The organism is Mycobacterium sp. NPDC048908 (assembly GCF_043197955.1).
GTDB lineage: Bacteria > Actinomycetota > Actinomycetes > Mycobacteriales > Mycobacteriaceae > Mycobacterium.
Window position 1 is genome coordinate 907,379 of the sequence record NZ_JBICUE010000001.1, and the last position, 25,567, is coordinate 932,945.

The 25,567-nt window shown below is 66.4% G+C and carries 31 protein-coding genes and 2 pseudogenes; 23 read left to right on the top strand and 10 right to left on the bottom strand.

Features of this window, described 5'->3' with window-relative positions; translation table 11 throughout:
- The first annotated feature begins 64 nt into the window (after nt 1-64).
- Nucleotides 65-880: a universal stress protein gene (locus tag ACGFK1_RS04495; protein ID WP_393426124.1), complete on the top strand. Its 816-nt coding sequence runs from the start codon at nt 65-67 to the stop codon at nt 878-880.
- Here the strand turns inward: ACGFK1_RS04495 and ACGFK1_RS04500 are convergent.
- Both ACGFK1_RS04500 and ACGFK1_RS04505 read right to left on the bottom strand, forming a co-directional pair.
- Nucleotides 807-1,103 (bottom strand): DUF3618 domain-containing protein, encoded by a 297-nt coding sequence (locus ACGFK1_RS04500; protein WP_393426127.1) that lies wholly within the window; start codon nt 1,101-1,103, stop codon nt 807-809. The genes ACGFK1_RS04495 and ACGFK1_RS04500 overlap by 74 nt on opposite strands.
- A complete protein-coding gene (locus ACGFK1_RS04505; protein WP_393426129.1) occupies nt 1,090-1,500 on the bottom strand; it encodes a phage holin family protein in 411 nt (136 codons plus the stop codon). The genes ACGFK1_RS04500 and ACGFK1_RS04505 overlap by 14 nt, the downstream gene beginning before the upstream one ends.
- 373 nt (nt 1,501-1,873) lie before the next feature.
- Here ACGFK1_RS04505 and ACGFK1_RS04510 point away from each other — a divergent pair, with 373 nt between their 5' ends.
- The gene (locus tag ACGFK1_RS04510; protein ID WP_393426132.1) at nt 1,874-2,386 is read left to right on the top strand and encodes a hypothetical protein; all 513 of its coding nucleotides are present in this window, start codon (nt 1,874-1,876) and stop codon (nt 2,384-2,386) included.
- Between the two features lie 125 nt (nt 2,387-2,511).
- On the opposite strand, the gene ACGFK1_RS04515 is transcribed toward ACGFK1_RS04510, so the two are convergent.
- The 3 genes from ACGFK1_RS04515 to ACGFK1_RS04525 form a co-directional block, all read right to left on the bottom strand.
- The gene (locus ACGFK1_RS04515; protein ID WP_393426135.1) at nt 2,512-3,381 is read right to left on the bottom strand and encodes a L,D-transpeptidase family protein; all 870 of its coding nucleotides are present in this window, start codon (nt 3,379-3,381) and stop codon (nt 2,512-2,514) included.
- Nucleotides 3,382-3,531: 150 nt separating this feature from the next.
- Nucleotides 3,532-4,257 (bottom strand): GAF and ANTAR domain-containing protein, encoded by a 726-nt coding sequence (locus tag ACGFK1_RS04520; RefSeq protein WP_393426138.1) that lies wholly within the window; start codon nt 4,255-4,257, stop codon nt 3,532-3,534.
- Nucleotides 4,258-4,314: 57 nt separating this feature from the next.
- Entirely contained in the window at nt 4,315-4,812 is a 498-nt protein-coding gene (locus ACGFK1_RS04525; RefSeq protein WP_393426141.1) for a DUF1990 family protein, read from the bottom strand.
- A 36-nt stretch (nt 4,813-4,848) separates the two neighbouring features.
- Between ACGFK1_RS04525 and ACGFK1_RS04530 the strand changes: the two genes are divergently transcribed.
- The 15 genes from ACGFK1_RS04530 to ACGFK1_RS04600 all read left to right on the top strand — a co-directional run bounded on the left by ACGFK1_RS04530 (nt 4,849) and on the right by ACGFK1_RS04600 (nt 17,785).
- A complete protein-coding gene (locus ACGFK1_RS04530; protein ID WP_393426144.1) occupies nt 4,849-5,721 on the top strand; it encodes an aldo/keto reductase in 873 nt (290 codons plus the stop codon).
- Between the two features lie 21 nt (nt 5,722-5,742).
- On the top strand, nt 5,743-6,363 hold the full coding sequence (locus ACGFK1_RS04535; RefSeq protein ID WP_393426147.1) for a PaaI family thioesterase: 621 nt from the start codon (nt 5,743-5,745) through the stop codon (nt 6,361-6,363).
- A complete protein-coding gene (locus ACGFK1_RS04540; RefSeq protein ID WP_393426150.1) occupies nt 6,360-6,779 on the top strand; it encodes a TIGR02611 family protein in 420 nt (139 codons plus the stop codon). Before ACGFK1_RS04535 ends, ACGFK1_RS04540 begins: the two co-directional genes overlap by 4 nt.
- A 61-nt stretch (nt 6,780-6,840) precedes the next feature.
- The gene (gene thrS / locus ACGFK1_RS04545) at nt 6,841-8,895 is read left to right on the top strand and encodes a threonine--tRNA ligase (protein WP_393426152.1); all 2,055 of its coding nucleotides are present in this window, start codon (nt 6,841-6,843) and stop codon (nt 8,893-8,895) included.
- Nucleotides 8,892-9,449: an HIT family protein gene (locus ACGFK1_RS04550; protein ID WP_393426155.1), complete on the top strand. Its 558-nt coding sequence runs from the start codon at nt 8,892-8,894 to the stop codon at nt 9,447-9,449. The genes thrS and ACGFK1_RS04550 overlap by 4 nt, the downstream gene beginning before the upstream one ends.
- Nucleotides 9,446-10,123, top strand: coding sequence for a phosphatidylinositol phosphate synthase (gene pgsA / locus ACGFK1_RS04555; protein WP_393426158.1), 678 nt, complete (start codon nt 9,446-9,448; stop codon nt 10,121-10,123). The genes ACGFK1_RS04550 and pgsA overlap by 4 nt, the downstream gene beginning before the upstream one ends.
- A complete protein-coding gene (locus tag ACGFK1_RS04560; protein ID WP_393426161.1) occupies nt 10,120-11,025 on the top strand; it encodes a phosphatidylinositol mannoside acyltransferase in 906 nt (301 codons plus the stop codon). Before pgsA ends, ACGFK1_RS04560 begins: the two co-directional genes overlap by 4 nt.
- Nucleotides 11,025-12,236 carry a glycosyltransferase family 4 protein gene (locus tag ACGFK1_RS04565; RefSeq protein ID WP_393426164.1) on the top strand — a complete coding sequence of 404 codons (1,212 nt, stop codon included), beginning with the start codon at nt 11,025-11,027 and terminating at the stop codon, nt 12,234-12,236. The genes ACGFK1_RS04560 and ACGFK1_RS04565 overlap by 1 nt, the downstream gene beginning before the upstream one ends.
- Nucleotides 12,236-13,264, top strand: coding sequence for an NUDIX domain-containing protein (locus ACGFK1_RS04570; RefSeq protein WP_393426167.1), 1,029 nt, complete (start codon nt 12,236-12,238; stop codon nt 13,262-13,264). The genes ACGFK1_RS04565 and ACGFK1_RS04570 overlap by 1 nt, the downstream gene beginning before the upstream one ends.
- A gap of 77 nt (nt 13,265-13,341) precedes the next feature.
- The gene (pdxS, locus tag ACGFK1_RS04575) at nt 13,342-14,295 is read left to right on the top strand and encodes a pyridoxal 5'-phosphate synthase lyase subunit PdxS (protein WP_393426170.1); all 954 of its coding nucleotides are present in this window, start codon (nt 13,342-13,344) and stop codon (nt 14,293-14,295) included.
- 10 nt (nt 14,296-14,305) lie between these two features.
- Nucleotides 14,306-15,145 carry an acyl-CoA thioesterase II gene (tesB, locus tag ACGFK1_RS04580; RefSeq protein WP_393426172.1) on the top strand — a complete coding sequence of 280 codons (840 nt, stop codon included), beginning with the start codon at nt 14,306-14,308 and terminating at the stop codon, nt 15,143-15,145.
- Nucleotides 15,142-15,726, top strand: coding sequence for a pyridoxal 5'-phosphate synthase glutaminase subunit PdxT (gene pdxT, locus ACGFK1_RS04585; protein ID WP_393426175.1), 585 nt, complete (start codon nt 15,142-15,144; stop codon nt 15,724-15,726). Before tesB ends, pdxT begins: the two co-directional genes overlap by 4 nt.
- Nucleotides 15,727-15,803: 77 nt before the next feature.
- Nucleotides 15,804-16,475: an SDR family oxidoreductase gene (locus tag ACGFK1_RS04590; protein ID WP_393426178.1), complete on the top strand. Its 672-nt coding sequence runs from the start codon at nt 15,804-15,806 to the stop codon at nt 16,473-16,475.
- A gap of 138 nt (nt 16,476-16,613) precedes the next feature.
- Complete coding sequence (locus ACGFK1_RS04595) at nt 16,614-17,369, top strand: YebC/PmpR family DNA-binding transcriptional regulator (RefSeq protein ID WP_393426181.1); 756 nt, start codon at nt 16,614-16,616, stop codon at nt 17,367-17,369.
- Nucleotides 17,366-17,785, top strand: a complete 420-nt coding sequence (locus ACGFK1_RS04600; protein WP_393426184.1) for an ester cyclase — start codon at nt 17,366-17,368, stop codon at nt 17,783-17,785. The genes ACGFK1_RS04595 and ACGFK1_RS04600 overlap by 4 nt, the downstream gene beginning before the upstream one ends.
- Before the next feature lie 58 nt (nt 17,786-17,843).
- Here ACGFK1_RS04600 and ACGFK1_RS04605 read toward each other — a convergent pair whose 3' ends face one another.
- The 3 genes and pseudogenes from ACGFK1_RS04605 to ACGFK1_RS04615 all read right to left on the bottom strand — a co-directional run bounded on the left by ACGFK1_RS04605 (nt 17,844) and on the right by ACGFK1_RS04615 (nt 20,667).
- Entirely contained in the window at nt 17,844-18,161 is a 318-nt protein-coding gene (locus tag ACGFK1_RS04605; protein WP_393426365.1) for a molybdopterin dinucleotide binding domain-containing protein, read from the bottom strand.
- 301 nt (nt 18,162-18,462) lie between these two features.
- Nucleotides 18,463-19,818 (bottom strand): annotated as a pseudogene (locus tag ACGFK1_RS04610) (molybdopterin-dependent oxidoreductase); the annotation flags it as partial.
- Nucleotides 19,819-19,836: 18 nt separating this feature from the next.
- On the bottom strand, nt 19,837-20,667 hold the full coding sequence (locus ACGFK1_RS04615) for an alpha/beta fold hydrolase (RefSeq protein ID WP_393426187.1): 831 nt from the start codon (nt 20,665-20,667) through the stop codon (nt 19,837-19,839).
- Between the two features lie 66 nt (nt 20,668-20,733).
- On the opposite strand from ACGFK1_RS04615, the gene ACGFK1_RS04620 reads away from it, so the two are divergent.
- From ACGFK1_RS04620 to ACGFK1_RS04645, 6 genes are all read left to right on the top strand, one after another.
- Nucleotides 20,734-21,330 (top strand): TetR/AcrR family transcriptional regulator, encoded by a 597-nt coding sequence (locus ACGFK1_RS04620; protein ID WP_393426190.1) that lies wholly within the window; start codon nt 20,734-20,736, stop codon nt 21,328-21,330.
- The gene (locus ACGFK1_RS04625) at nt 21,321-21,626 is read left to right on the top strand and encodes a hypothetical protein (protein ID WP_393426193.1); all 306 of its coding nucleotides are present in this window, start codon (nt 21,321-21,323) and stop codon (nt 21,624-21,626) included. The genes ACGFK1_RS04620 and ACGFK1_RS04625 overlap by 10 nt, the downstream gene beginning before the upstream one ends.
- Before the next feature lie 71 nt (nt 21,627-21,697).
- Complete coding sequence (ruvC, locus tag ACGFK1_RS04630; RefSeq protein WP_393426196.1) at nt 21,698-22,273, top strand: crossover junction endodeoxyribonuclease RuvC; 576 nt, start codon at nt 21,698-21,700, stop codon at nt 22,271-22,273.
- Entirely contained in the window at nt 22,270-22,857 is a 588-nt protein-coding gene (gene ruvA, locus ACGFK1_RS04635; RefSeq protein ID WP_393426199.1) for a Holliday junction branch migration protein RuvA, read from the top strand. The genes ruvC and ruvA overlap by 4 nt, the downstream gene beginning before the upstream one ends.
- A complete protein-coding gene (gene ruvB / locus ACGFK1_RS04640; RefSeq protein ID WP_393426202.1) occupies nt 22,854-23,927 on the top strand; it encodes a Holliday junction branch migration DNA helicase RuvB in 1,074 nt (357 codons plus the stop codon). Before ruvA ends, ruvB begins: the two co-directional genes overlap by 4 nt.
- A gap of 9 nt (nt 23,928-23,936) precedes the next feature.
- The gene (locus ACGFK1_RS04645) at nt 23,937-24,323 is read left to right on the top strand and encodes a DUF1304 domain-containing protein (RefSeq protein WP_393426205.1); all 387 of its coding nucleotides are present in this window, start codon (nt 23,937-23,939) and stop codon (nt 24,321-24,323) included.
- Here ACGFK1_RS04645 and ACGFK1_RS04650 read toward each other — a convergent pair.
- Both ACGFK1_RS04650 and ACGFK1_RS04655 read right to left on the bottom strand, forming a co-directional pair.
- Nucleotides 24,320-25,120, bottom strand: coding sequence for an MOSC domain-containing protein (locus ACGFK1_RS04650; RefSeq protein WP_393426208.1), 801 nt, complete (start codon nt 25,118-25,120; stop codon nt 24,320-24,322). The two genes, ACGFK1_RS04645 and ACGFK1_RS04650, sit on opposite strands and share 4 nt — an antisense overlap.
- Nucleotides 25,121-25,198: 78 nt before the next feature.
- A pseudogene (locus ACGFK1_RS04655) lies at nt 25,199-25,567 on the bottom strand (oxidoreductase); the annotation flags it as partial.

Sequence of the window (25,567 nt, forward strand, 5' to 3'; positions counted from 1 at the left end):
CGAACCCCGGGCAGACGACCAAAGGCCCTAATCAGGCCCTCACCGGTATCGATAACCTGCAACCATGCCCGATGACGACAAGCCCGTCGTGGTGGGTGTCGACGGATCGACAGCCTCGCTCAACGCCCTGAGGTGGGCAGTCAAAGACGCGGTATTCCGCGGCGTTCCGATCCGCCTGGTGCACGCCGTGCCCGAGCGCCGGGCGGCCGGACGGCCTTGCGATTGCACAGACATCGTGCTGCTCACCGCCGAGGACGTCATCGAAGACGTGGGAAAGCCGGTCGGGCTGGAGCTACGACGGACGGTGGGGGAGCCGGCTGAGGTGCTGATCGCCGAGTCGTGCCACGCTGCGATGGTGTGTATCGGCGAACCCGCCTCGTCGAGTGGAAAGTTGTTCGGCGCCATCGCCGTTGCGCTGATGGAACATGCCCGTTGCCCCGTGGCGGTGATCCGCTCCGACGCTGGCGGGCGACCCCGTGACTGCGGCGTCATCTCGGTCGTCCTCGACGATCACCCCGACAACGACGAAGTGGTGCACCAGGCAATGCAGGAAGGCCGGCTGCGGAAAGCCACTGTGCGACAGATCGATCGCCGCGTCGACAGTTGGATCCGCCGCTATCCGGATGTGCCCGTGGAGGTGGTGGCGGCAGGCACCGGTCGGCAATACCGACGGTCGGACGGCGACGGCGCAGACGTCCAGCTAGCTGTGGTCGGCGACTCGGATGCCGCAGCGGTCGCCACGTTGACCACCCCGAATTGCCATCCGATTCTCGGATATCCAAACTGTTCGGTGTTGATGGTCCGCACTAACGACGGCGCCGCCAGAGCACCAGCCCGACAATTGCGGCGCCGACCACAAACGCGATCACTGGGCCACTGACCTTCGGTTGCGTCGCGATCTGACCCACCGAATGCGTCGTGTCGACGATGCGCCCCTTGGTCTCGGCGGCCTTGTCTTTGGCGCGCTGCTTCACGTCCAGCTTCTCCGACAGCGCTCCGACGGTGTCGCCCAACTCTTTTCGGGTCCGCTCGATGTCGGCCTGAATGTCGTCGACGCCCGCGTCGGGGCCGGGTTCCTGCGGCATGGGGTCAGGTCGTGCCATGGCGGGCATCCTTGATCTCCTGAATATCGGCTTTTACGGTTTCGACGGTTCTCGGCGCCGCCGGAGTGACCTCCTTGGCCTGGCCGCGTCCGGCGATCGCGGCGACGCCGGCGGCGATGAACAGCACGGCGCCGACAATGAGCGCGGCCGCCCACACCGGCAGCACCAGCGACAGGGCGGCAACTGCCGCCGCGAGGACAGCCGCCGCGCCGAAGAACGCGAACAGACCTGCAACGCTGAACAGGCCAGCGCCAATGCCCGCGTGTTTGGCGGATTCCTGGAATTCCTTCTCCGCGAGCCGCATCTCGTCGCGGATCAGCCGTGACACCTGTGATGACAGCTGGCTCATCAACTCGCCGATCGTCGGCTCCGCGGCCCGTTTGGACTCAACACTCATCACATACCAACCCCTGTCCTAGTTCGGTGGCCTCCCTCATCAGTGATGCCCAACAGCGCCGAACCGAAACCCGGTGACGGCTCGGCATCGGCGTGGCATCGGTTGCGTAACCGCGGATCCGTGGAGTCGCGGCGGCGGTTGCGTTTTCAAGATCGTTGCACGTCAACGGGTTTTGCGGGAGCCGCGATCGTCACATCCGGCATGGCAGACCGAACGTCACCGTTTGGACACAGTGTGGTGCGGCGCGGCGCGTTGCCCACGTTGGCTGCTGATAATTGACGCGGTCGTTTCACCACGACTTCTGTACGGTACGCGGGTTTGCCGCGCCAAACGAATGCCGAATGGCTGAGCGCAAATGAAGGGTTCGATGTCGATGACGATCTTTGATCGAGTCACCGTCACAGTGGTTGCTGCTGGCGCTGGATTGTGCAGCGTCGCGATGGCGTTGGGCCCGCAGGCGGCGGCCGCCCCGCTGATAACCGGCGGCGAAGATTACGCATGCCTTCAAACGTCGGCGGGTGGCGCCGCTGGAGCACCTGCCGCGGCAGGTGCTGCAGGCGCGGCAGGCGCGGGCCCTGCCGCATGCGCCCCCAGCGCGCCGCTGTCTGAGATGGCCGGCGTTCCGATGGCCTTACCAGGCCCGGTTCCCGTGGCGGCTCCAGTGCCCGTCGGCGCCCCGGTCCCCGTGGGCGCGCCGGTGCCTGTGGGCGCCCCGGTCCCCCTGGGCGGGCTGCCGGTGGGCGCGCCGATTCCGGTGGGTGCGCCGCTGGCCGGTGGTGCACCGCTCGTCGAGATGGCCGGCACGGGCAAGGGTGTGCCGACGGGCCCGCCGGCGCCAGGTGCGCCTGTGGATGGTCAACCGATCATCCCCGGCCCGACCGGCTGACAACGCGCACAGATCCTGATCCGGGTTCGGCCCGGCGGCGAGTACCGATCCGCCGCCGGGCCGAAACATGTTGACCGACTGCTCGGTGCGGGACTCCATGCGGGATGCCAATGATCCCGCGCGGGTCACTTCGGTACCGCGCGCGGAACCTCGATGCTGTTCTCCTGCACGATGATTGGGTCACCGACGTTGGCCGTGTTGAAGTACCACTCGGCGTCCTCTGTGCTGAGTCCGACACAACCGTGGCTGGTGTTCTCATACCCGAGTGAATTGACCGCCCATGGCGCGGAATGCACGAAAAGCCCACGGCGAGTGAAACGTACGGCGTATTCCACGTCGAGCAGGTAACCGTCGGGAGCATCGACCGGGATGCCGACGCTGCTGGAATCCATCATCACGTCACGCTCTTTCGACAACACCGTGTAGGTGCCGACGGGCGTCGGATACTCCGGTCGGCCCATCGAAGCCGGGAACACACCCGGCTCACCGAAGTGAGGTCGGTGGTGTGGCGAAGGTAACTCGGTCGACGGTCCCGCGCCGACACCGTCGATGGTCACCGTGAACGTGTGATCCGAGATGCTCGCAACGCCGATAACGGCTGGGCCCGTTGCAAATTCCGTCTTGAAGCCGCCCACTGACAAGGCCACCGTGCTATGCGCCGGCCAGAATCGGTCCGGCAGCCACTGCACGACGCGATTGTCGAGCCATTCGAACTTGCCCGTCATCGCGGGGGCCGATGTGATGTCGATGGCCCGTTCGGCGGCGTGCTTGTCGAGAACCGGCGCGTTGAACGTGACCACGACTGGGTGCGCCACGCCCACCACCGCGTCGCGCGCCGGTAAAACGGAAGCAATGGCCGGCTTGAACAACGGATTCGCCACCGGTGGAGCAACGTTCGACCGGTTCGGGATCGCCACGCCGGCATCGGCAGGCCCCGCCGCCACCACCGCATTGATCCCGAGTGCCGCGAGAACACATAGCGCAACCCCACGCATGGCTTTCGATTCCTTTGAAATAACAACAGTGTTAATTAGATCGTAGGGTGCCGTGCGGATTTCTATGTGTAGGTGCCCCTTGGCATTTCGGTCAAGGATCCATCACGCTTTGGCCACAGCGGATAACTGTGGCGTGGCCGAGGAAAGCGGCTAGCTGTCTTGAGCCTTGGTGATGAGGTCGGTGGCCACCTCGACCAGAGGCACGTTCGAGTCCTGTGACAGCTTGCGTAACACCTCGAACGCCTGCACCGCGTCGACGCCGTAACGCTCCATGATCATGCCCTTCGCCTGGCCGATCGTGTCGCGGCTGGCCAATGCGCGTTTGAACTGTTCTTCACGCCGCGCCGAGTTCCACGCCACCGACGAATGTGCGGCGAAGACGCGCCCGATGTCTCTCGACGCCTGGTCGAACACGTACGGGCTCTCGGAATAGACGTTCAGCGCGCCCATGGTTTCGTCGGCGATGAACAACTGAAACGCCATGACGGCCCGAATGGGCGTCCTCTCGAGCGCATCCTCGCGGTAGCGCGGAAACCGGTTGTCGGTCTCCAGATCCGCCACGTGAACGATCTTCTCTTCCCAGGCCGCTGTCAGGCAGGGGCCTTCGCGATGACGTTGCTGAATCTCATCGAGCAAGATAGGCCACTTGTGCGTCGCAGCGGGCGTGTCGATGTGTTTGGCGTTGCGGGTGACCGTGATGCCGGCATATTGGGCCCCCGGAATCTCGACGGCGGCGTGTTCCACCAATTCGTCGAGCACGGAGTCGGAGTCCGCGTCCGACCGGCTGTGCAGCCCGTGCACCAGTTCCGCGATGCGGAGGTGGGTGGCATCCAGTCTGCCCGGGTCGTTCACCGTCACCATCTGATCATCCTTCATGGCTGGCCATTCTTAGGGTACGCGCTGCTCAAGCCCGCAACACGGATACCGAGCCGATTACAGCGCGCGCAGGTACCGATCGGTGACGATTCGCTGAATCAGCGACGTGACGGGCGAGCCCAGTCTGCTCCACCACGTCGCATGCCGGGAGAACGCGGTGACTTCCGCACGCACTTCCTCGGTGGTCGGGTCGTAGCACACCGTGAAGCGTTCCTCACCGGATTCCGCGTGGCCCGGCAACGTCCCGTACGCGAACCCACGCCGGTTCGGCTCGTCGACGACGTACACCACGCGGCACGGCGCAGCGACTGGACCGAAATGCACCAGCACTTCTGATCCCGTGCCGGCGACCTCGCTCGTCGCGTCGACTCGCAGACCCGCGCCGCGCAGCATGCCCCAGCGCATGCCTTCGTCGGCGGCGTCCTCGAAGCGTCGTCGTCCCTGCCCGATCACCGCCGACTTCTGCACATGGTGATACCCGGGGGGCAACGCACCCGCCGTCGCGCCCACTTCGGTGTACGTCAACGGCAGCGTCGCGAGATCCAGCAGCTTCACAAGGACACATTCTCGTCGCGGGCGTACGGTCTGTGAATGGCCACGCAAAGCATCGCGCAAGCATCCGGAACGTTCACCATCGGCGGTGACCTCACGGTCAATCGCCTCGGCTTCGGCGCGATGCGACTCACCGGGAAGGGCGTCTGGGGTCCGCCCGACGACCGCGATGAATGCATCCGCGTGCTGCGCCGCGCAGCCGAGCTCGGCGTCAACTTCATCGACACCGCGGATTCCTACGGGCCGTACGTCTCCGAGGAGCTGATCCGCGAAGCACTGCACCCGTATGACGGTGTTGTCGTCGCGACGAAGGCCGGCCTGGTGCGCACCGGGCCCGACGAATGGTCGCCGCTGGGATTCCCGGATTATCTGCGCCAGGAATGCGAGTTGAGCCTGCGCCGACTCGGCGTCGACACCATCGACCTGTTCCAGTTGCACCGCATCGACCCCAAGTTCCCCGCCGAAGACCAGCTCGGCGAGCTGGTGAAGCTGCAGCAAGAAGGGAAGATCCGGCATATCGGCCTGTCCGAGGTGAACGTGGACCAGCTAAAGGCGGCGCAGAAGACGGCGACGATCGTGTCGGTGCAGAACATGTACAACATCACTGTTCGGTCGGCCGAGCCCGTGCTGGACGCCTGCGAAGCCGGCGGCCTCGGGTTCATCCCGTGGTTCCCGTTGGCAGCCGGCCCGCTGGCCGCACCGGGCGGGCCGCTGCAGCGCATCGCCGACGATCATCACGCCACCCCGTCTCAGCTGGCCCTCGCATGGTTGCTGAAGCGGTCGCCGGTGATGCTGCCGATTCCAGGAACGTCGAAGGTGGCGCATCTGGAGGAGAATGTCGCCGCCGCCGAGATCGAGTTGTCGGACGACGAGTTCGACACGCTGAGCAAAGCCGGGTCCGCCGACGGCTGAGGCACCCAATACGGTGGCCGGGTGGCCTACGCACAGGAGCATCGCGGCGGAGACTTCAGCCCCGCCGAGCCGACCGCCCACGGCGGACCCGACTACGGCCGCTTCGTCGAGGCGGTTCGCACGCTGCAGGACCATGCCCGAGCCGCGGACGCCCCGGACGACGTGATCACGCAGGCCGCCGACCTGATCGAGGCCGCCTCGAAGCTGCTCGCGCCCTACGACGCGGACGAGTGGTCGTCACCGTCGGGTCGCCGGATGGACCTGCCGAACCGGGGCAGCGTGTTGAGCGTCCCCGGCGACTATCACAAAACCGACGGCGGGCGGGTCGCTGGCACCGTCTGCTTCCGCCGCTTCCACCTGGGTCGCAACGGCGCCGCCCACGGCGGATGCATCGCGCAATTGTTCGACTCGCTGCTCGGCTTCACCGCGTTCCGGCTCACCCAGAGCCTCTATCAGCGGACCGCTTTTCTGCACGTCGACTACCGCAAGATCGTGCCGATCGAGACGGAACTGCAGCTCGACGCCGGGGTCGACCGCGTCGACGGCCGCAAGATGTTCATCTCGGGCCGGGTGCTCGACGGCGACACCGTGCTGGCTGAGGCCAATGCGCTGTTCGTCAAGCTGAATCCGGGGCAGCCGTGAACGTATCCGGCGTCAGGAAGCGCTGGGCGCGGTGGCGTGACCGGCTGCGCGACCGGCCGCGGGTCGAGTTCGGTTACCGCATCGCGATCGCGGTGGTCGGGGTCGCGGTGCTCGGCGTCGGCATCCTCGCGATCCCGTATCCAGGACCCGGCTGGGCCATCGTGTTCCTCGGCCTGGGCATCCTGGCCACCGAGTTCGATTGGGCGCGTCGGCTGCTCGCCTATGCCAAGGCGCGCTACGACAAGGCGATGGACTGGTTTCACCGGCAGCATGCCGCCTGGCAGGTATTCGGTGGGGTGCTCACCGCGCTCATCGTGGTCGCGACGCTGTGGCTGCTCGGCGCGCTCGACTGGTCAGCGGAGCTCGTCGGGATCGAGCACCCATGGTTGAACAGTCCTATTGGCGTGGGGGACTGACGACTCGCACCGATAGCATGGTCGCGATCGACACACCCCCTGAAAGTTTGGAGACCAACCGATGAGCGCGCCCGCCAGCCCCGCCTTTGCAGCCCCGATCCGGGTCGCTGCCGGGACCACCGCCGGGGCAGCGGTTCGTGACGCCGGCCTGCCGAGCCGGGGCGCCGATGACGCGATCGTGGTCGTGCGCGACGCCGACGGCAAACTGCACGACTTGTCGTGGACGCCGGACAGCGACGTCGAGGTGACGGCGGTCGCCGCCAACACGGACGAGGGCCGCAGCGTGATCAGGCACTCGACCGCCCATGTGCTCGCGCAGGCGGTGCAGGACATGTTCCCCGAGGCCAAGCTCGGCATTGGGCCGCCCATCACCGACGGCTTCTACTACGACTTCGACGTGCCCCGCGCGTTCACGCCGGAGGATCTGGAGGCGCTGGAGAAGCGCATGCGCCAGATCGTCAAGGAAGGCCAGCTGTTCTCCCGTCGGGTGTACGCGTCGAAAGACGAAGCCCGCGAGGAACTCGCCAACGAGCCGTACAAACTCGAACTCGTCGACGACAAGTCGGGTGACCCCGATGTGATGGAGGTCGGTGGCGACGAGCTCACCGCCTACGACAACCTCAATCCCCGTACCCGCGAACGCGAGTGGGGTGATCTGTGCCGCGGCCCGCACATCCCGACGACGCGCTACATTCCGGCGTTCAAGTTGACGCGCAGCTCGGCCGCGTACTGGCGCGGCGATCAGAACAACGCAAGTCTGCAGCGCATCTACGGCACTGCATGGGAGTCGCAGGAGGCGCTCGACGCGCATCTCGAGTTCATCGAAGAGGCGCAGCGCCGCGACCATCGCAAGCTCGGCGCGGAGCTGGACCTGTTCAGCTTCCCCGACGAAATCGGTTCCGGCTTGGCGGTTTTCCACCCCAAGGGCGGCATCATCCGCCGCGAGTTGGAGGACTATTCGCGCCGCAAGCACATCGAGGCCGGCTACCAGTTCGTCAACAGCCCGCACATCACCAAGGCTGAACTGTTCAAGATCTCCGGACACCTCGACTGGTATGCCGACGGCATGTTCCCGCCGATGCACCTCGACGCGGAATTCAACGAGGACGGCACCGTACGCAAGCCCGGCCAGGACTACTACCTCAAGCCGATGAACTGCCCGATGCACTGCCTGATCTACCGGTCGCGCGGGCGGTCGTATCGCGAACTTCCGTTGCGGCTCTTCGAGTTCGGCACCGTCTACCGTTACGAGCTGTCGGGCGTCGTGCACGGCCTGACCCGGGTGCGCGGACTGACGATGGACGACTCGCACATCTACTGCACGCGGGACCAGATGCGCGATGAACTGACGTCGCTGCTGCGGTTCGTGCTCGATCTGCTCGGTGACTACGGCCTGACCGACTTCTACCTCGAGCTGTCGACGAAGGACCCGAAGAAGTCCGTCGGGTCCGACGAGTTGTGGGAGGAAGCGACGAACGTGTTGGCCGAGGTCGGCGCAGCCTCAGGATTGGAGTTGGTGCCCGATCCGGGTGGTGCGGCGTTCTACGGTCCGAAGATCTCGGTGCAGGTGAAGGACGCGCTGGGCCGCAGTTGGCAGATGTCGACCATTCAGCTGGACTTCAACTTCCCCGAGCGGTTCGAACTGGAATACACCGCCCCGGACGGCAGCAGGCAGCGCCCGGTGATGATCCACCGCGCGCTGTTCGGGTCGATCGAGCGGTTCTTCGGCATCCTCACCGAGCACTACGCGGGTGCGTTCCCGGCGTGGCTGGCACCGGTGCAGGTGGTCGGGATCCCGGTGGCCGACGGCCACATCCCATACCTCAACGGCCTTGTCACGCAACTGAAGATGCACGGAATCCGGGCCGAGGTCGACGTCAGCGACGACCGGATGGCGAAGAAGATCGTCAACCACACCAATCAGAAGGTGCCGTTCATGCTCGTGGCAGGCGACCGCGACGTCGAAGCCAACGCGGTGAGCTTCCGCTTCGGCGACCGCACTCAGGTCAACGGCGTACCGCGGGAGGAGGCGGTCGCCGCAATTGTCCAGTGGATCACCAGCCGCGAAAATGCCGCTCCGACAGCCGAACTGCTGAAGTTGGGCTCGAACAAGTGAGTGATCCCGACGACCGGACGATCGTCGACCACGGCGTCGGTGAGCCCGACCACCTGCAGCGGCTGTGGACACCCCACCGGATGACCTACATCGCCGAGGCGCCGATGAAGGGCGGGTCGGCGGCGTCTCGGGAACCATTCACCGACATCCCCGGAATGCCCGATGAGGAAGGGCTGATGGTGGCCAGAGGCGAGCTGGTGTACGTCGTGCTCAACCTGTATCCGTACAACCCGGGCCACTCGATGGTGGTGCCGTACCGGCGGGTCTCCGAACTCGAAGACCTCACCGCCGACGAGAGCGCCGAGCTGATGGCGTTCACGCAGAAGCTGATTCGGGTGATCAAGTCGGTGTCTCGTCCGCACGGATTCAACGTCGGCCTGAACCTCGGCAGTTCGGCGGGCGGGTCACTCGCCGAGCACCTGCACATGCATGTGGTGCCGCGGTGGAGTGGCGACGCCAATTTCATCACGATCATCGGCGGCTCCAAGATCGTCCCGCAACTACTGCGGGAGACGCGTGAGCTGCTGGCCACCGAGTGGGCCAAGCAGCCGTGAGCGATTTCTACCTGATGACCCGCGCGGCGTATGCGAAGCTGTCCAAGCCGGTCGCCAAGGCCGCACTGCGGGCCGGATTCACACCCGACAGCATCACCATTCTCGGCACGGCCGGGACCGTCCTGAGCGCGTTGACGTTGTTCCCGATCGGTCAGTTGTGGTGGGGCGCGTTCGCGGTATTCATCTTTGTGCTGGCCGACATGCTGGACGGGGCGATGGCCCGCGAGCGCGGCGGTGGTACGCGATTCGGGGCTGTGCTGGACGCCGCCTGCGACCGCATCGGCGATGGCGCGGTGTTCTGTGGCCTGCTCTGGTGGGCGGCATTCGGTGTACGCAGCACATCGCTGGTGGTGGCCACGCTGATCTGCCTGGTCACCTCGCAGGTCATCTCCTACATCAAGGCGCGGGCCGAGGCCAGCGGGCTGTCCGGTGAGGGCGGCCTGATCGAGCGGCCCGAGCGACTCATCATCGTGTTGGTCGGCGCGGGGCTTTCCGGGGTGTGGTTCTTACATGTGCCGTGGCTGTTGCACGTGGCGATGTGGTTGCTTGCAGTGGCCAGCCTGGTGACGGTGGGGCAGCGGATGCACAGCGTGCGAATGTCACCGGGCGCGATGGATCCGCTGACCAAATCCGATGCCGGCAACGGCGAGAAACCCGAGGCGACGCAGCCATGATCTCGCTCGGGGGGCAGATCAGCGATCTGGGATACGCCACCGGTTGGCGGCTGGTGCGGGCGATGCCGGAGTTCCTGGCACGCAACGCGTTTGACGCTGGAGCTCAGTATGCCGCCCGCGGCGGCGGACCCAAACAGCTGCGCAAGAACCTGGCCCGCGTCATCGGTACCGCGCCGGAGGGAGTGCCTGACGCGTTGATTCGTGCGTCGCTGTCCTCCTACGCGCGGTACTGGCGGGAGGCATTCAGGTTGCCCTCGATGGATCTGATGAGCCAGGGCGAACTGCTCGACCCTTGGTTCGACGGCAAAGAGCACATCGCCACTGCGCTGGATTCGGGCCGGGGCGCGATCATGGCGTTGCCGCACAGCGGCAACTGGGATATGGCAGGGGTGTGGCTGGTGTGGAAGCACGGCCCGTTCACCACCGTCAACGAGCGACTCAAGCCCGAATCGCTCTACCACCGGTTCATCGCCTATCGGGAGAGCCTCGGTTTCGAGATGCTGCCGCTGACCGGCGGTGAGCGGCCGCCGTTTGAAATACTGGCCGAACGACTGCGCGCCGGCGGCCCCGTCTGCCTGATGGCCGACCGCGACCTCAGCCGCAACGGCGTGGAAGTCGACTTCTTCGGGGAACCCACCCGGATGCCTGCCGGATCGGCCAAATTGGCCATCGAGACGGGCGCGGACCTGATGGCGGTGCACTGCTGGTTCACCGAGCGTGGGTGGGGGCTCAGCGTCAGCGAGCCGCTGGACACGTCATCTTGCGACGTCTCTGTGATCACCCAGAAGCTGGCGGACCACTTCGCCACCAACATCGCCGCCCACCCGGCGGACTGGCACATGATGCAGCCGCAATGGATAGCCGACCTATCAGACGAGCGCCGCGCGAAACTGGAGGCGTAATGCGTATCGGCATGGTCTGCCCGTACTCGTTCGACGTCCCCGGCGGGGTTCAGTCGCACGTACTGCAACTGGCCGAGGTGATGCACCGACGCGGCCACGACGTCAGCGTGCTGGCGCCGACTTCTTCCGGCGCGCACGCCTCACTGCCCGACTACGTGGTGTCCGGCGGCAAGGCGGTGCCGATCCCGTACAACGGGTCGGTGGCGCGGCTGCGGTTCGGGCCCGCCACCCACCGAATGGTGAAGCGGTGGCTGGCCGACGGTGAATTCGATGTGCTGCATCTGCACGAGCCCAACGCTCCGAGTCTGTCGATGCTGGCGTTGAACATCGCCGAGGGCCCGATTGTCGCGACATTTCATACCTCGACCACAAAGTCGTTGACGCTCACCGTCTTCGAGCCGATCCTGCGACCGATGCACGAGAAGATCGTCGGCAGGATCGCGGTTTCGGATCTGGCCCGACGATGGCAGATGGAGGCGCTGGGCAGCGACGCCGTCGAAATCCCCAACGGGGTGGACGTGGGATCGTTCGCGCACGCGCCACTTCTCGAGGGCTACCCGCGGCCAGGCAAGACGGTGCTGTTTCTCGGAAGGTTCGACGAGCCCCGCAAGGGCATGGCGGTATTGCTTCGTGCGTTGCCGACGCTGGCCGAGCGATTCCCTGACGTAGAAATCCTGATCGTCGGCCGCGGCGACGAGGACGAGCTTCGGGAGAGCGCAGGAGAACTGGCGAGGCATCTGCGATTCCTCGGCCAGGTCGACGATGCGCAGAAGGCGTCGGCGATGCGGAGCGCCGATGTGTACTGCGCACCGCACCTGGGCGGCGAAAGCTTCGGCATCGTGCTGGTCGAGGCGATGGCGGCGGGCACCGCGGTGGTGGCCAGCGACCTTGACGCGTTCCGCCGGGTCCTCGTCGACGGCAAGGCAGGCCGGTTGGTGCCGGTCGACGATCCCGCGGGCCTTGCCGCAGGCCTCGTCGAGATGCTGGAGAACGATTCGCTGCGGACCGACTACGTGGCGGCGGCCACCGAGGCGGTGCGGCGCTACGACTGGTCGGTTGTCGAGCGGCAGATCATGCGGGTCTACGAGACTGTGGCCGGCGCGGGCACCAAGGTGCGGGTGGCGGGAACGGCGGGCAGGAGTCCCCGCACCGCTGGGCAGAGCGGTGGACCCACGCGCGAAGCGCAGGGCACGACCGGGGGGAGTAGTTGATGACCTGGCTCGTGGTCACCGCACTGGCGCTGCTGCTGGTGATCGTGCTGCTGACCGCCGCCTGGGCTTATCAGACCGCGCACCGGCTGGACCGGCTGCACGTGCGCTACGACCTGTCCTGGCAGGCGCTCGACGGCGCATTGGCACGGCGCGCGGTGGTGGCCCGAGCCGTCGCCGTGGAGGCCTACGCGGGAGGACCGGACGGCAAGCGGTTGGCGGCACTGGCCGACGCCGCGGAGCGGGCGCCGCGCAACGGTCGCGAGGCCGCCGAGAACGAGCTTTCCGCGGCGCTGGCTCTCGTGGACCCGGTGTCGCTGCCGGTGGCGCTTGTCGCCGAGCTCGCCGACGCCGAGGCGCGGGTACTGCTGGCCCGTCGATTCCACAACGACGCCGTGCGCGACACGCTTGCGCTGCGCGAGCGGCCCGCCGTGCGGATCCTTCGGCTCGGCGGAACCGCCGCGCTGCCAAGCTATTTCGAAATCGCCGAACGGGCGGAGGTGACCCCACGTGACGTCGGCCTCGTCAATCGGCGGATCTCGGCGCGCGTCGTGCTGCTCGACGACGAAGGCGCCGTGCTGCTGTTCTGCGGGTCGGACCCCGCCAAGTCGGACGCGCCGCGGTGGTGGTTCACCGTCGGCGGGGCGGCCCAACAGGGGGAGACGCTGCCCGAGGCGGCGGTGCGCGAGCTCGAAGAAGAGACTGGCTTACACGTCGCGCCGGACGACGTGGTGGGGCCGGTGTGGCGGCGAGAAGCGGTCATCGACTTCAACGGGGCGGTCATCCGCAGCGAAGAGATGTTCTTCGTGCACCGCACCGCGCGGTTCGAGCCGTCGCCGGCCGGTCGGACCGGGCTGGAGCGGGCCTATATTCACGGCCATCGGTGGTGCGATGCGACAATGATCGCCGAGCTAGTCGCTATGGGTGAGACCGTCTATCCGCTGCAGCTCGGCGAGCTTCTCGAAGAGGCGAACGCGCTGGCCGATGCACGGGGCGCAGCGCCGCGCCGGCAGTTGCAGTCGATCCGCTGACAAGTGCGGAAGCTGCGGATTCATTGGATTTGCCGCCACCTTTAGACTGGATCAGTAGCGATTTGGAGGAGATAGCAGTGGAATCCGGCGAGCAAAAGCGAGGCGACCGGGGTAACACCGGGGCAGCTGGATCGAACGGGTCGGCCAACAGCCAGACCGGGACGGCGCGGGTCAAGCGCGGCATGGCCGAGATGCTCAAGGGCGGCGTGATCATGGACGTCGTCACCCCCGAGCAGGCCCGCATCGCCGAAGGCGCGGGTGCCGTCGCCGTGATGGCACTGGAGCGGGTGCCTGCCGACATCCGCGCCCAGGGCGGCGTGTCGCGGATGAGCGACCCCGACATGATCGAGGGCATCATCTCCGCGGTCACCATCCCTGTGATGGCGAAGGCGCGAATCGGACATTTCGTCGAGGCGCAGATTCTGCAGAGCCTCGGCGTCGATTACGTCGACGAGTCCGAGGTGCTGACGCCCGCCGACTACAGCCACCACATCGACAAGTGGAAGTTCACCGTGCCCTTCGTGTGCGGCGCCACCAACCTCGGCGAGGCGCTGCGTCGCATCACCGAGGGTGCGGCGATGATCCGGTCCAAGGGTGAGGCCGGCACAGGCGACGTCTCGAACGCGACCACCCACATGCGCCAGATCGGCGGCGAGATCCGTCGACTGACATCGCTGTCGGAAGACGAGTTGTATGTTGCGGCAAAGGAATTGCAGGCACCGTACGAGCTCGTCGTCGAGGTGGCGCGGGCGGGCAAGCTGCCGGTCACGCTGTTCACCGCGGGCGGCATCGCGACCCCGGCGGACGCGGCGATGATGATGCAACTGGGCGCCGAGGGCGTGTTCGTCGGTTCGGGCATCTTCAAGTCCGGTGATCCCGCGGCGCGGGCGGCCGCGATCGTGAAGGCAACGACCTTCTACGACGACCCCGACGTGCTGGCCAAGGTGTCGCGCGGGCTGGGGGAGGCCATGGTCGGCATCAACGTGGAAGACGTGCCAGCCCCGCATAGGCTTGCTGAACGGGGCTGGTAGACAACTCTGCATGGCGATCGAAGAGATCCTGAACCTCGAGCAACTCGAGGTGAACATCTACCGCGGAAGTGTCTTCAGTCCGGAGTCGGGCTACTTTCAGCGGACCTTCGGTGGCCACGTGGCAGGTCAGTCGCTGGTGTCGGCGGTGCGCACCGTCGACGAACGTTTTGCGGTGCATTCGCTGCACGGCTACTTCCTGCGGCCGGGTGACGCCAAGGCGCCGACCGTCTTCATCGTTGAACGCCTGCGTGACGGTGGGTCGTTTGCAACCAGGCGGGTGAACGCGATCCAGCACGGCGAGACGATCTTCTCGATGTCCGCGTCGTTTCAGACCGACCAGAGCGGTATCGAGCACCAGGACGCGATGCCGTTCGCACCGCCGCCCGACGACCTGCCGGGGTTCATCTCGAAGGGCGGCGCCTTTGACGACGCCGGGTTCGCGCAGTTCGCGGAGTGGGACGTCCGCATCGTCCCGCGCGACGAGATGAAGTTGCTGCCCGGCAAAGCATCACAACAGCAGGTGTGGTTCCGCCACCGCGACCCGCTGCCCGACGATCACGTGCTGCACATCTGCGCGCTGGCCTACATGAGCGACCTCACGCTGCTGGGCTCCGCGCAGGTGAACCACGTCGAGGAACGCAAACATCTGATGGTCGCCTCGCTGGATCACGCAATGTGGTTCATGCGGCCGTTTCGCGCCGACGAATGGCTGCTCTATGACCAGTCGTCGCCATCGGCGTGCGGGGGCCGCTCGCTGACCCAGGGCAAGATCTTCACCCAGACCGGTGAGATGGTCGCGGCGGTGATGCAGGAGGGGTTGACCCGCTACCAGCGTGATTATCGGCCATGAGCACACCGCGCGTCGGCGTCCTCGCGCTGCAGGGCGACACCCGCGAGCATCTGGCCGCGCTGCGTGAAGCCGGTGCCGAGGCCACAACCGTGCGCCGTGTCTCCGAGCTCGAAGCCGTCGACGCGTTGGTGATCCCAGGCGGGGAGTCCACCACGATGAGCCATCTGCTGCGCGAGTTCGGACTGCTGGAGCCGTTGCGCGCGCGCCTGGCCGATGGCATGCCCGCCTACGGGTCGTGTGCCGGGATGATCCTGCTGGCCACCGAAATACTCGACGCCGGTGCCGAGGGCCGCGCCGCCGTCCCGCTGAAAGCGATCGATATGACGGTGCGCCGCAACGCTTTTGGCCGACAGGTCGATTCGTTCGAAGGGGACTTCCCGTTCGAGGGGCTCAATGACCGCGTCCACGCGGTGTTCATCCGCGCGCCATGGGTGGAACGGGTGGGCCCCGAGGTTGAGGTGCTTGGCCGGGCAGGCGACCACATCGTCGCCGTTCGGCAGGGCCGCGTGATGGCGACGGCGTTTCATCCGGAGATGACCGGTGACCGTCGCATTCACAAGCTGTTCGTCGACATGCTTTAGGCCCTGACGGGGGCGTGATGCGTGTCACAATTCGCCAGTTATGGAATGATCGGTACGAAATTCGCCTTGCACCGGCCATGACTACAGAACAGATCACCGCATTCGTCACCGGAGCCAATCGCGGACTGGGCAAGAGGTTCGCCGCCCAACTCGTCGAGCGGGGCGTGAAGGTTTACGGCGGCGCGCGACGCCCCGAGACCATCGACGTGCCCGGTGTCATCCCGGTCCAGCTCGACATCACCGATCCCGAATCCGTCTCCCACGCCGCGAAATTGGCCAGTGACGTCAACGTGCTGATCAACAACGCAGGCGTCTCGACCGGCGCGTCGCTGCTGACCGGGTCGTTCGACGACGTGCGTCTGGAGATGGAGACGCACTACTTCGGCACGCTCGCCGTCACCCGGGCGTTCGTTCCGGTCATCGAGGCCAACCGCGGCGGGTCGATCCTCAACGTGCTATCCGTGTTGTCGTGGTTCCACGCGCCCGTGTTCGGCGCCTATTCCGCGGCGAAGGCGGCGGGCTGGGCGATGACCGATGCGCTCCGCGAGGAGCTTGCCTCCCGCGGGATCCATGTCGCGTCTTTGCATGTCGGCTACATGGACACAGATATGGCCGATTCCGTCCCGGCTGACCAGAAGACCGACCCGTCGGTAGTGGCGAAGCTCGCGCTTGACGGCCTGTTCGCGGGTCAGCCGGAGATCATCGCCGACGACCTGACTCGCCAGGTGAAGGCCGGACTGTCCGAGTAGCGCAATTTGTGGCGATTTACAGCGCTGAGCGCAACAAAAGGCACACAAACCGCACCGCCGGGCGGTGTCGATAGCAGGTAAACGTCCACGTAGACTCGTTCTTCGGACTTGTCACGCAAGAAACGGAGCAGTACCTGCATGAGCGGCCATTCCAAGTGGGCCACCACCAAGCACAAGAAGGCCGTGATCGACGCCCGTCGCGGCAAGAACTTCGCCCGATTGATCAAGAACATCGAGGTGGCCGCGCGCGTCGGTGGCGGTGATCCCGCCGGTAACCCCACGCTGTATGACGCCATACAGAAGGCCAAGAAGAACTCGGTGCCCAACGACAACATCGAGCGGGCCCGCAAGCGCGGCGCCGGTGAGGAGGCCGGTGGTGCCGACTACCAGGCCATCACCTACGAGGGCTACGGCCCCAACGGCGTCGCGGTGCTGATCGAATGCCTGACCGACAACCGCAACCGTGCCGCGGGTGAGGTGCGCGTCGCGGTCACCCGCAACGGCGGCAACATGGCAGACCCCGGATCGGTGTCGTATCTGTTTTCACGCAAGGGCGTGGTGACGCTGGCCAAGGACGGCCTCACCGAGGACGATGTGCTGACCGCGGTGCTCGACGCGGGCGCGGAAGAAGTCAACGATCTCGACGACAGTTTCGAAGTCGTCTGTGAGCCAAGCGATCTCGTTGCTGTGCGGACAGCGTTGCAAGAAGCGGGCATCGACTACGAGTCGGCGGAGGCCAGCTTCCAGCCGTCGGTCAGCGTGCCCGTGGACGTCGACGGCGCCCGTAAGGTGGTCAAGCTGATCGACGCGCTCGAAGATCTCGACGACGTTCAGGACGTGTACACCAACGTCGACATCCCCGACGACGTCGCCGCCCTCCTCGACGAGGAGTGACGGCTAACAAGGTGGCGGTCAAGCGGTTCCACGACGCGGCCAACACCGGCGATATGGCGGTGCTCGCCAAGACCATCGATGAGGTGGTCCATCCGGACGCGGTGATCCGCACCCCGCTACCCATCGACACGACGGGCCCGGAAGCGCTCAAGCAGATCTGGGCGGCGCTGTACGCGATCTACCCCGACATCCACCTCACGGTCGAAGACATGATCGCCGAGGGGGACAAGGTGGTGACCAGGACGACGGTGCGCGGGACGCATCGCGGTGAGTTCATGGGCGTCGCGCCCACCGGCAAGCCGGTGACCTACAACGAGATGTTCATCTTCCGCTTCGCCGACGGTCGCATCGTCGAGACCTGGGGTGTTGTCGACGTTTACGCGCAGATGAAGCAGATCGGTGTGATCCCGACCTGACGGGTGATCGCCGAGATTGCGGTTGTGGTGTCAGCTACAACGGCAGTTTCGAGGCGAATCATGCCGGGTGCACGCTGACCGGGATCGCCGAATAACGCGTCATCCCGGTCACCACGTCGATGTCGTCCTTGCTGGTCAGTACGTTCACGTTCGCACCGGCGTGGCCGTGCGGCACCGAAACCGCGCCACGGCGCACCGACGCATCGACCCGGGCGATCCCGGTCAGCTCGCCGTGTTGGCTTCGCACGATCAGCCGCTGAGCGTCGGAGACGCCGGCCGCCGCGGCGTCGTCCGGATTGAGGACGATCTCTGGGGTCTCGCCGAGGAACTCCAGTTGCGCGTTGAGCCGCCGCAGTTGGCGCCGCGGTACCAGCATCAGCGGGGCGGGCTCGCGCAGCGTGTGCAGCTGCGCGACGAGCACGCCCGGGGCGAGGCGCCAGCCGCCAGCCGCCAAGCCGCTGGACGTGCCGGTCCACCCACGGCGCGGGCAGCTCGTGATCGGCTTGCGCCCATCCGGTTTCGACGAGTTCGCCGTACGGCACCCTGCCGCCGGAGTTCATTGTCGCCAGCATCACCTCATCGGTCGCGGCGGTATCGGCCAGCTGATGGCCGAGGCGGCGGCCGATCTCCGCCAACACCCACCACATCGAACGACGTTGTCCGACAGGCGCAATCAGGGCGTCGGTGTGCTGCGCCGACACTCGTGGACAGAGGAAGTCCCACAGCGTGACGTCGGGTCGCTCCAGCTGATCCTTCGTGGGCAGCACATGCGTCGACAACGCCGTCGTCTCGTTCGGCAGGATCTCGGTGGTCGCCAACACGTCGAGCTTTTCGAGTGCGGGCCGCAGCGATGCGGCGTTGGGAAACGCGGTCAGCAGGCTGCCGCCCAGGTTGAGGAACGCGCGAATGTTGCCGGCGTCGATCTCGTCGGACAGCGCGGCGCACGGCCACTCCCGCAGGAAAGCCTGCGCCTCGGGACGACTGCGCGGGCCCGGCCCGAAGCGGCCTTCGGCCGGCGTGATCGGCAGCTCGAAGCTCTCGAGTTGGTAGCCGAAGCCCGGGTGGAACCACATCCCGCCGGGCTGATTCATCGAATCCGTGATCACCAGTAGAGCCCACGAAAGCCATTGGGTGACATTGGCGCTCGGTGACATCGTGACCCCGGTGCCGGTATCCACCGCCACACGACCCGCGTTGCGTACCGCGCCGAGCAACCGTTCCAGATCGTTTTCGGCGACATCAGCGATCGCGGCCGCATGCTGCGCGTTGAACGGTTCGACGGCCGCGGCCAGCGCGTCGACATCCTGGGCCGCGGCCTTGACGCCGTCGCGCAGCACCTCACGCACCAGGTAGGCGAGCACCGCATAATCGGTGCCCGGCCGCGGCGCGAGGTGGTGGGTCGCCAGCCGCGCCGTCTCGGTGTAGCGCGGGTCGATCACCCACACCTCGGCGTGTTCCGCGAGATCGCGGATGACGCCGCGCGGATTGGCCATCCCAACGCTGTGCCCGTGAGACACAACAGGATTGCTGCCGATGAGGATCGCCAGCCTGGCGTTGTCATAGTCCGGCCGAGCGGTCAGCGCCGATGAGCCGCCCATCAACTCCGACATCAGCACCTTGGCGGTGCCGTCGATGGTCAGCGGGCTGAACTTCGCCGGTGTGCCGATCGCGGCGTGCAACTGCTGAGCGACGCGATAGCCGACCGCGTCCATGCCGACACCGGTGCCGAAGTTGATCCCGACGGACGCGGGTCCGTAGGTGTCGATGGTCTCGCGCAGCGTGGCCCCGAGGTCGTCGAGGCAGGCGTCCCAGGTGGTGTCCTGCAGAGCGCCGTCGACCCGCATCTGCGGCCGCTCCAACCGGTCGGGATGGTGGTGAATCTGCGGCAGCGCGCGGCCCTTCGGGCACGTATAGCCACGCGAGAACGGATTCTCCGCATCGCCGTGCACCGCGATCACCCGGTCGTCATCGATGTCGACGAGGATGCCGCACACCGATGTGCAGATCCGGCAGAAGCTGCGCACCGTTCTCACGGTCGGGAAACGTTACTCTCAGCCGGTCAGGAACGCCCCGATTTCCCGCGCCGTCTGCGCAGGCTGATCCAGCATGATCAACACGTTGGCATCGTCGACGTAGCGCAGCGTGCCGCCGGTGAGGTCGGCAAGGCGAATGGCATGTTCGTCAGGCATCACCGCATTGTGGCTCCACAGCACCAGCACGTCACCGTCGAATTCGGACAGCCGAGTGGTGGCTCGGATCAGATCCGCGTTGTCGAACCGGGTGTGACAGTACTTGACGACGTCGCGCCTCAGTCGGCTGTCGGCAAGCCCGGCTTCCATCCAGTGATCGACGATGTCTTGGGGGACAGGCTTTTTCGCCATCTGGCCGAATATCAGCCACTGCCTGCGTAGCCAGCCGACCCTGAGCTGGCGCATCGCGAGCGACAAGGTGAGCGTGTTGCGGCTGGCAAGCCATGCCACCTTGCCGGGGAAACCCGGCGGGAAGTTGTCGAACGCCTCCGACGGGCAGATCACCATTCTGGCGACGCGTTTGTCGCGGCCGACATCGGTGAGGAAGAGCGGTCCGCCCCAGTCGGCGATCACCAGCGTGACGTCGTTGAGGTCCAGCGCATCGAGGAAGTCGCCGACGATGTCGACCATCCCCGGCAGGGTCAGATCCGCGTCCTCGCGCATCGGGATGCGGTGCCCGCCCATCGGCAGCACCGGCAACAGGTAGCGGAAGCCCGATGGCATCAGCGGCAGTGCCAGATTCCACTGCGCATCGTTCATCAGCAGGCCGTGCAGCAGCACGACGGGACGCCCGTGTGGCTCGCCCTCCTCGCGGTATTCGATGGTTCCCGCGGTGACCTCGACGGACTCCATATCGACCTTTCGCGTTAGAACGTTGATTCTAGAACGTATGCTCTAGTCTGTCGTCAGGAGGCGAGAATGGCAAGGTCCACCAGGGAATCGATCCTGACCGCCGCGGCGGAGCTCATGCGGCGAAAGGGCTATGGCGCGGTCGGCATGAAGGACATCGCCGAGGCCTCTGGCGCGCCGATCGGCTCGCTGTATCACCACTTCCGCGGCGGCAAGGTGCAGATCTCGCGCGAGGCGCTGATCAACGCAGGCGCCGCGTACGCGCTGCTGATTCCGTCGATCGTGGACGGTTACACCGACCTCGGCGACGCCATCGACGCCGTGTTCATCCAGGCCGCGGAGGACATGGCAGGCACCGGCTTCGCGAACATGTGCCCGGTGGCCAGTGTCGCCGCCGAGGTCGCCGACACAGTGGAGGAACTCCGCGAGGCGACGGCGACCGTGTTCGCGGGCTGGATCGAGGGCGGCAGCGCGTACTTCGCATCGCGTGGACTCGAAGCGCCGCACGCCCGGCAGGTGACGCTGGCGCTGATCGGCGCGCTGGAGGGCGCCTTCGTGCTGAGCCGCACACTGCGCAGCACCGAACCGCTGCTCGCCGCTGGTCGCGCGCTGGCCCCGCACTACCGCGGCATCGCGCTGGCCGCCAAGATGTCCGCATGGCAGTAGTCCTAGACCCGCATGGCACGGCATGGTCGGTGCACCGCGTGTGGTGGCCGTTCCCCGGCGACCTACTGGACTTCACCGACCTCGTCGAGATCGCCGTCGGCCTGGTGTTCGTGCTGTTGTGGCCATTCTGGTGGCTGACGAAGTTCCTCGGGGCACGGTGGGTCGTCGTGGTCGAGCGTGACGGTCATGAAGTAGCACGCGAATTGGTCCGCGGCGGTCGGAAAGCGAAGGGCCGCATCAACGACATCGCACTGCAGATCGGCAGGGGCGACCGCTCCGGCAGTTACACCGTCTGAGGCGTGTCCTCCCGGAGACCGTCCGTGCACCGGGTTACTGTGTCGAACAAGTGTTCACAGAAGGGGCTGACGTGCGTGTGATGGGGGTCGACCCCGGGCTGACCCGCTGCGGCCTGTCCGTCATCGAGGGCGGCCAGGGCCGCCAGGTCACCGCGCTCGACGTCGACGTGGTGCGCACCCCCTCCGACGACCCGTTGCACCACCGACTGCTCACCATCAGCAACGCTGTCGAATATTGGATGGACACCCATCGCCCCGACGTGATCGCGATCGAGCGAGTGTTCTCCCAGCAGAACGTTTCCACGGTGATGGGCACGGCGCAGGCGGGCGGCGTCATCGCGCTTGCCGCCGCGAAACGCCGCATCGACGTGCATTTCCACACGCCCAGTGAGGTCAAGGCCGCAGTGACCGGCAACGGCAACGCGGGTAAGGCGCAGGTCACCGCGATGGTCACCAAAATCCTTGCGCTGCAGGCCAAGCCGACTCCGGCTGACGCCGCCGACGCATTGGCGTTGGCCATCTGCCATTGTTGGCGGGCCCCGATGATCGCCAGGATGGCGGCGGCGCAGGCACTGGCCGCCGAGCAACAACGCAAGTACAAGGCGACATTGAAGGCGACTCAGGCCAAGGCAAAGGCGGCACGATGATCGCATCCGTTCGCGGCGAAGTCCTCGACATCGCACTCGACCACGTGGTGATCGAAGCGTGCGGCGTCGGCTACAAGGTGATGGCCACCCCGACCACACTCGCGACGCTGCACCGCGGCAGCGAGGCCCGCCTGATCACCGCGATGATCGTGCGGGAAGACTCCCAGACGCTGTACGGCTTCGCCGACGCCGACGCGCGTGACCTGTTCCTGACGCTGCTCGGGGTGTCCGGGGTCGGACCGAAGATCGCGCTGGCCACCCTCGCGGTTTACGACGCACCCTCGCTGCGGCAGGCACTGGCCGACGGCGACGTCACCGCGCTGACCAGGGTGCCCGGAATCGGCAAGCGCGGTGCGGAGCGCATGGTGCTCGAACTGCGTGACAAGATCGGTGCTGTGCAACCGTCGGGCGCCGCGACCCTGAATGGGCACTCGGTGCGCGGACCGGTCGTGGAAGCGCTTGTCGGCCTTGGCTTTGCGGTCAAGCAGGCCGAGGAGGCCACCGACAAGGTGCTCGCCAACGAGCCAGAGGCCACCACGTCAGGCGCGCTGCGGTCGGCGCTGTCGATGCTGGGCAAAAAGTGAGCCGGTTCGAAGACCCCGAGGATTCTGGCGAAGAACCCGACGACCGTGAAGTCTCACCCGCGTTGACCGTCGGCGAGGGCGACATCGACGCCAGCCTGCGACCGCGGTCGCTGCGCGAGTTCATCGGCCAACCGCGGGTGCGTGAGCAGTTGCAACTCGTGATCGAAGGCGCCAAGAACCGCGGCGGAACACCGGATCACATCCTGCTGTCGGGTCCGCCAGGCCTCGGCAAGACGTCGCTGGCGATGATCATCGCCGCCGAGCTCGGTTCGTCGCTTCGCGTCACGTCGGGTCCGGCGCTGGAACGCGCGGGCGATCTGGCCGCCATGCTGTCCAATCTCGTCGAGCACGACGTGCTGTTCATCGATGAGATTCACCGCATCGCGCGGCCCGCCGAGGAGATGCTGTATCTGGCGATGGAGGATTTCCGGGTCGACGTGGTGGTCGGCAAAGGTCCTGGTGCCACGTCGATTCCGCTGGAAGTGGCGCCGTTCACGTTGGTCGGCGCCACCACCCGCTCGGGCGCACTGACCGGGCCCCTGCGGGACCGGTTCGGCTTCACCGCGCATATGGACTTCTACGAACCAACGGAGTTGGAGCGGGTGCTCTCGCGTTCTGCGGGCATTCTGGGTATCGAACTGGGCGCCGACGCCGGCGCCGAGATTGCCCGCCGTTCGCGTGGCACCCCCCGCATCGCCAACCGGCTGCTGCGCCGGGTCCGCGACTACGCGGAGGTACGTGCCGACGGTGTGATCACCCGCGACATCGCCAAGGCGGCGCTCGAGGTATACGACGTCGACGAGCTCGGCCTCGACCGGCTCGATCGCGCCGTATTGTCCGCGCTGACACGCAGTTTCGGCGGGGGGCCGGTCGGGGTGTCGACGCTTGCCGTCGCGGTCGGAGAGGAAGCCACCACTGTCGAAGAGGTGTGCGAGCCGTTTTTGGTGCGCGCGGGGATGATCGCCAGGACGCCGCGCGGGCGCGTCGCGACCGCTCAGGCGTGGAAGCATCTCGGCATGACACCGCCCAGCGGGGTCAATGGCCTGGGGCAGGTCGGACTGTTCGACTAGGAGGCTGACATGATCTATGCGGGTGTGGTTTTCGCCGGCCTTGCGGCTCTGCTCCACGTGTACATCTGGGTGATGGAGTCATTGACCTGGACGTCGCCTCGCACTCGTGCGACTTTCGGCACCACCGAGGAACAGGCGCTGGCCACCAAGGAACTGGCGTTCAACCAAGGCTTCTACAACCTGTTTCTGGCCATCGTCACGGCCGTAGGTCTGGTATTGGCAGCGTCCGAATATCACGGCGCCGCACTGGCACTGATCTTCGCCGGAACCGGCTCCATGGTGGCTGCGGCGGCGGTGCTGCTGGTGTCGTCACCCGACAAGGCGCGTGCGGCAATCACGCAGGGGATTTTGCCGTTGATCGCAATCGTCCTTCTCGGGCTGCACCTGGCGCTCTAGTCCACGCGGACGGGGTCGCCGGTTCGAATCGGTCCCTCGTCGAGGACTTCCAGGTAGACCCCCGCACACGGCAGGACCCCGAGTCCCAAGGTGTCAACCCGGTTTTCGGCCGCAGGCGCGCGAAGGGCATGCGGCGCGCGCGGTAGCCGACCGTGTTCGAGGGTGGGTATGGCGCAGCGAGGCGTCGCGCCCATGGCCCGCATCCGAACACCGCCCACCGTCAATGTGCGGCCCACCCAATCGTTTTCGGTGTACGCGGGAACGCCGGCGGGAGTGTCGATCACGATGTTCGGACGGTAACGCAGCGGTTCGGTTCCGACACGCTCGACGGTGGCCGTGGTGATCGCGTGCAAGGGGGCGAGGTCGGTGAACGAATCTCCCGGCGTCGCCTGACCGATCTCGAGCAGGGGCGCATCGACCTGGGCATCCTCGCCGCGGTCGAGCACCTGATCCGGGTCCGCGCGTTCCAGCGTGGCTCCCTGCGGTCGGTGGGCGATGAGCCGGACCGGCCGACAGAGGACCCTCGACAGCGCGTCGTCGACATCCTCGTGATCGGCCGTCGTGGTGACTCCGTCGGGCAGCACGATGCGCACTTGCCCGGCGACAGTGCGGGCGCTGCATTGCAGCAAGCCGCGCCACAGCCGGGCCTGCTTGGCGCTGGCGATCCTGCCGGTGCTTTGATCCAGCAACGCGAACCGTCGGTCACCCTCCGCGCCTCGCGGGTCAACCGACAGGGTGGACACCGCTTCGCCAAGCATGGACTTCACCGGGTAGCGGTGCAGGCTCCGTACGCGCATGACTACGACATATACCCGACAGTGCGGTTCCGCACCCGAAGAGGGCGTATCGCGTACGGAACCGCACCGCCGAGCGGATCAGAGCAGCCCGAGCAGCTGCAAATCGGTGATGTATTTGATGATGACTTCCCGTGTGACGTGCGGGATGTCTTTGTCGGGACCGATTTTGGCTTCTTGTACGGCGGTGCGGAACCGGTCGGTTGGGGCCATCGACCCGCGGATCGGTGGTTGCGGCCGCTGGTAGTTGTGCAGCAGCGGAAGCAGCGAGGCTTGGCGCTGGGGCTCGGGCAGGGCCCGCATCGCGGTCTCGAAGCGCTGCAGCCAGCCGGCGTAGTCGCCGACCCGGCGCACTGGGAAGCCGGCGTCGATGAGCCAGTCGACGTACTCGTCGAGCCCGATGCCGTCGTCGTAGGGGTTCATCACGTGATAGGTCTGGAACCCTTCGGT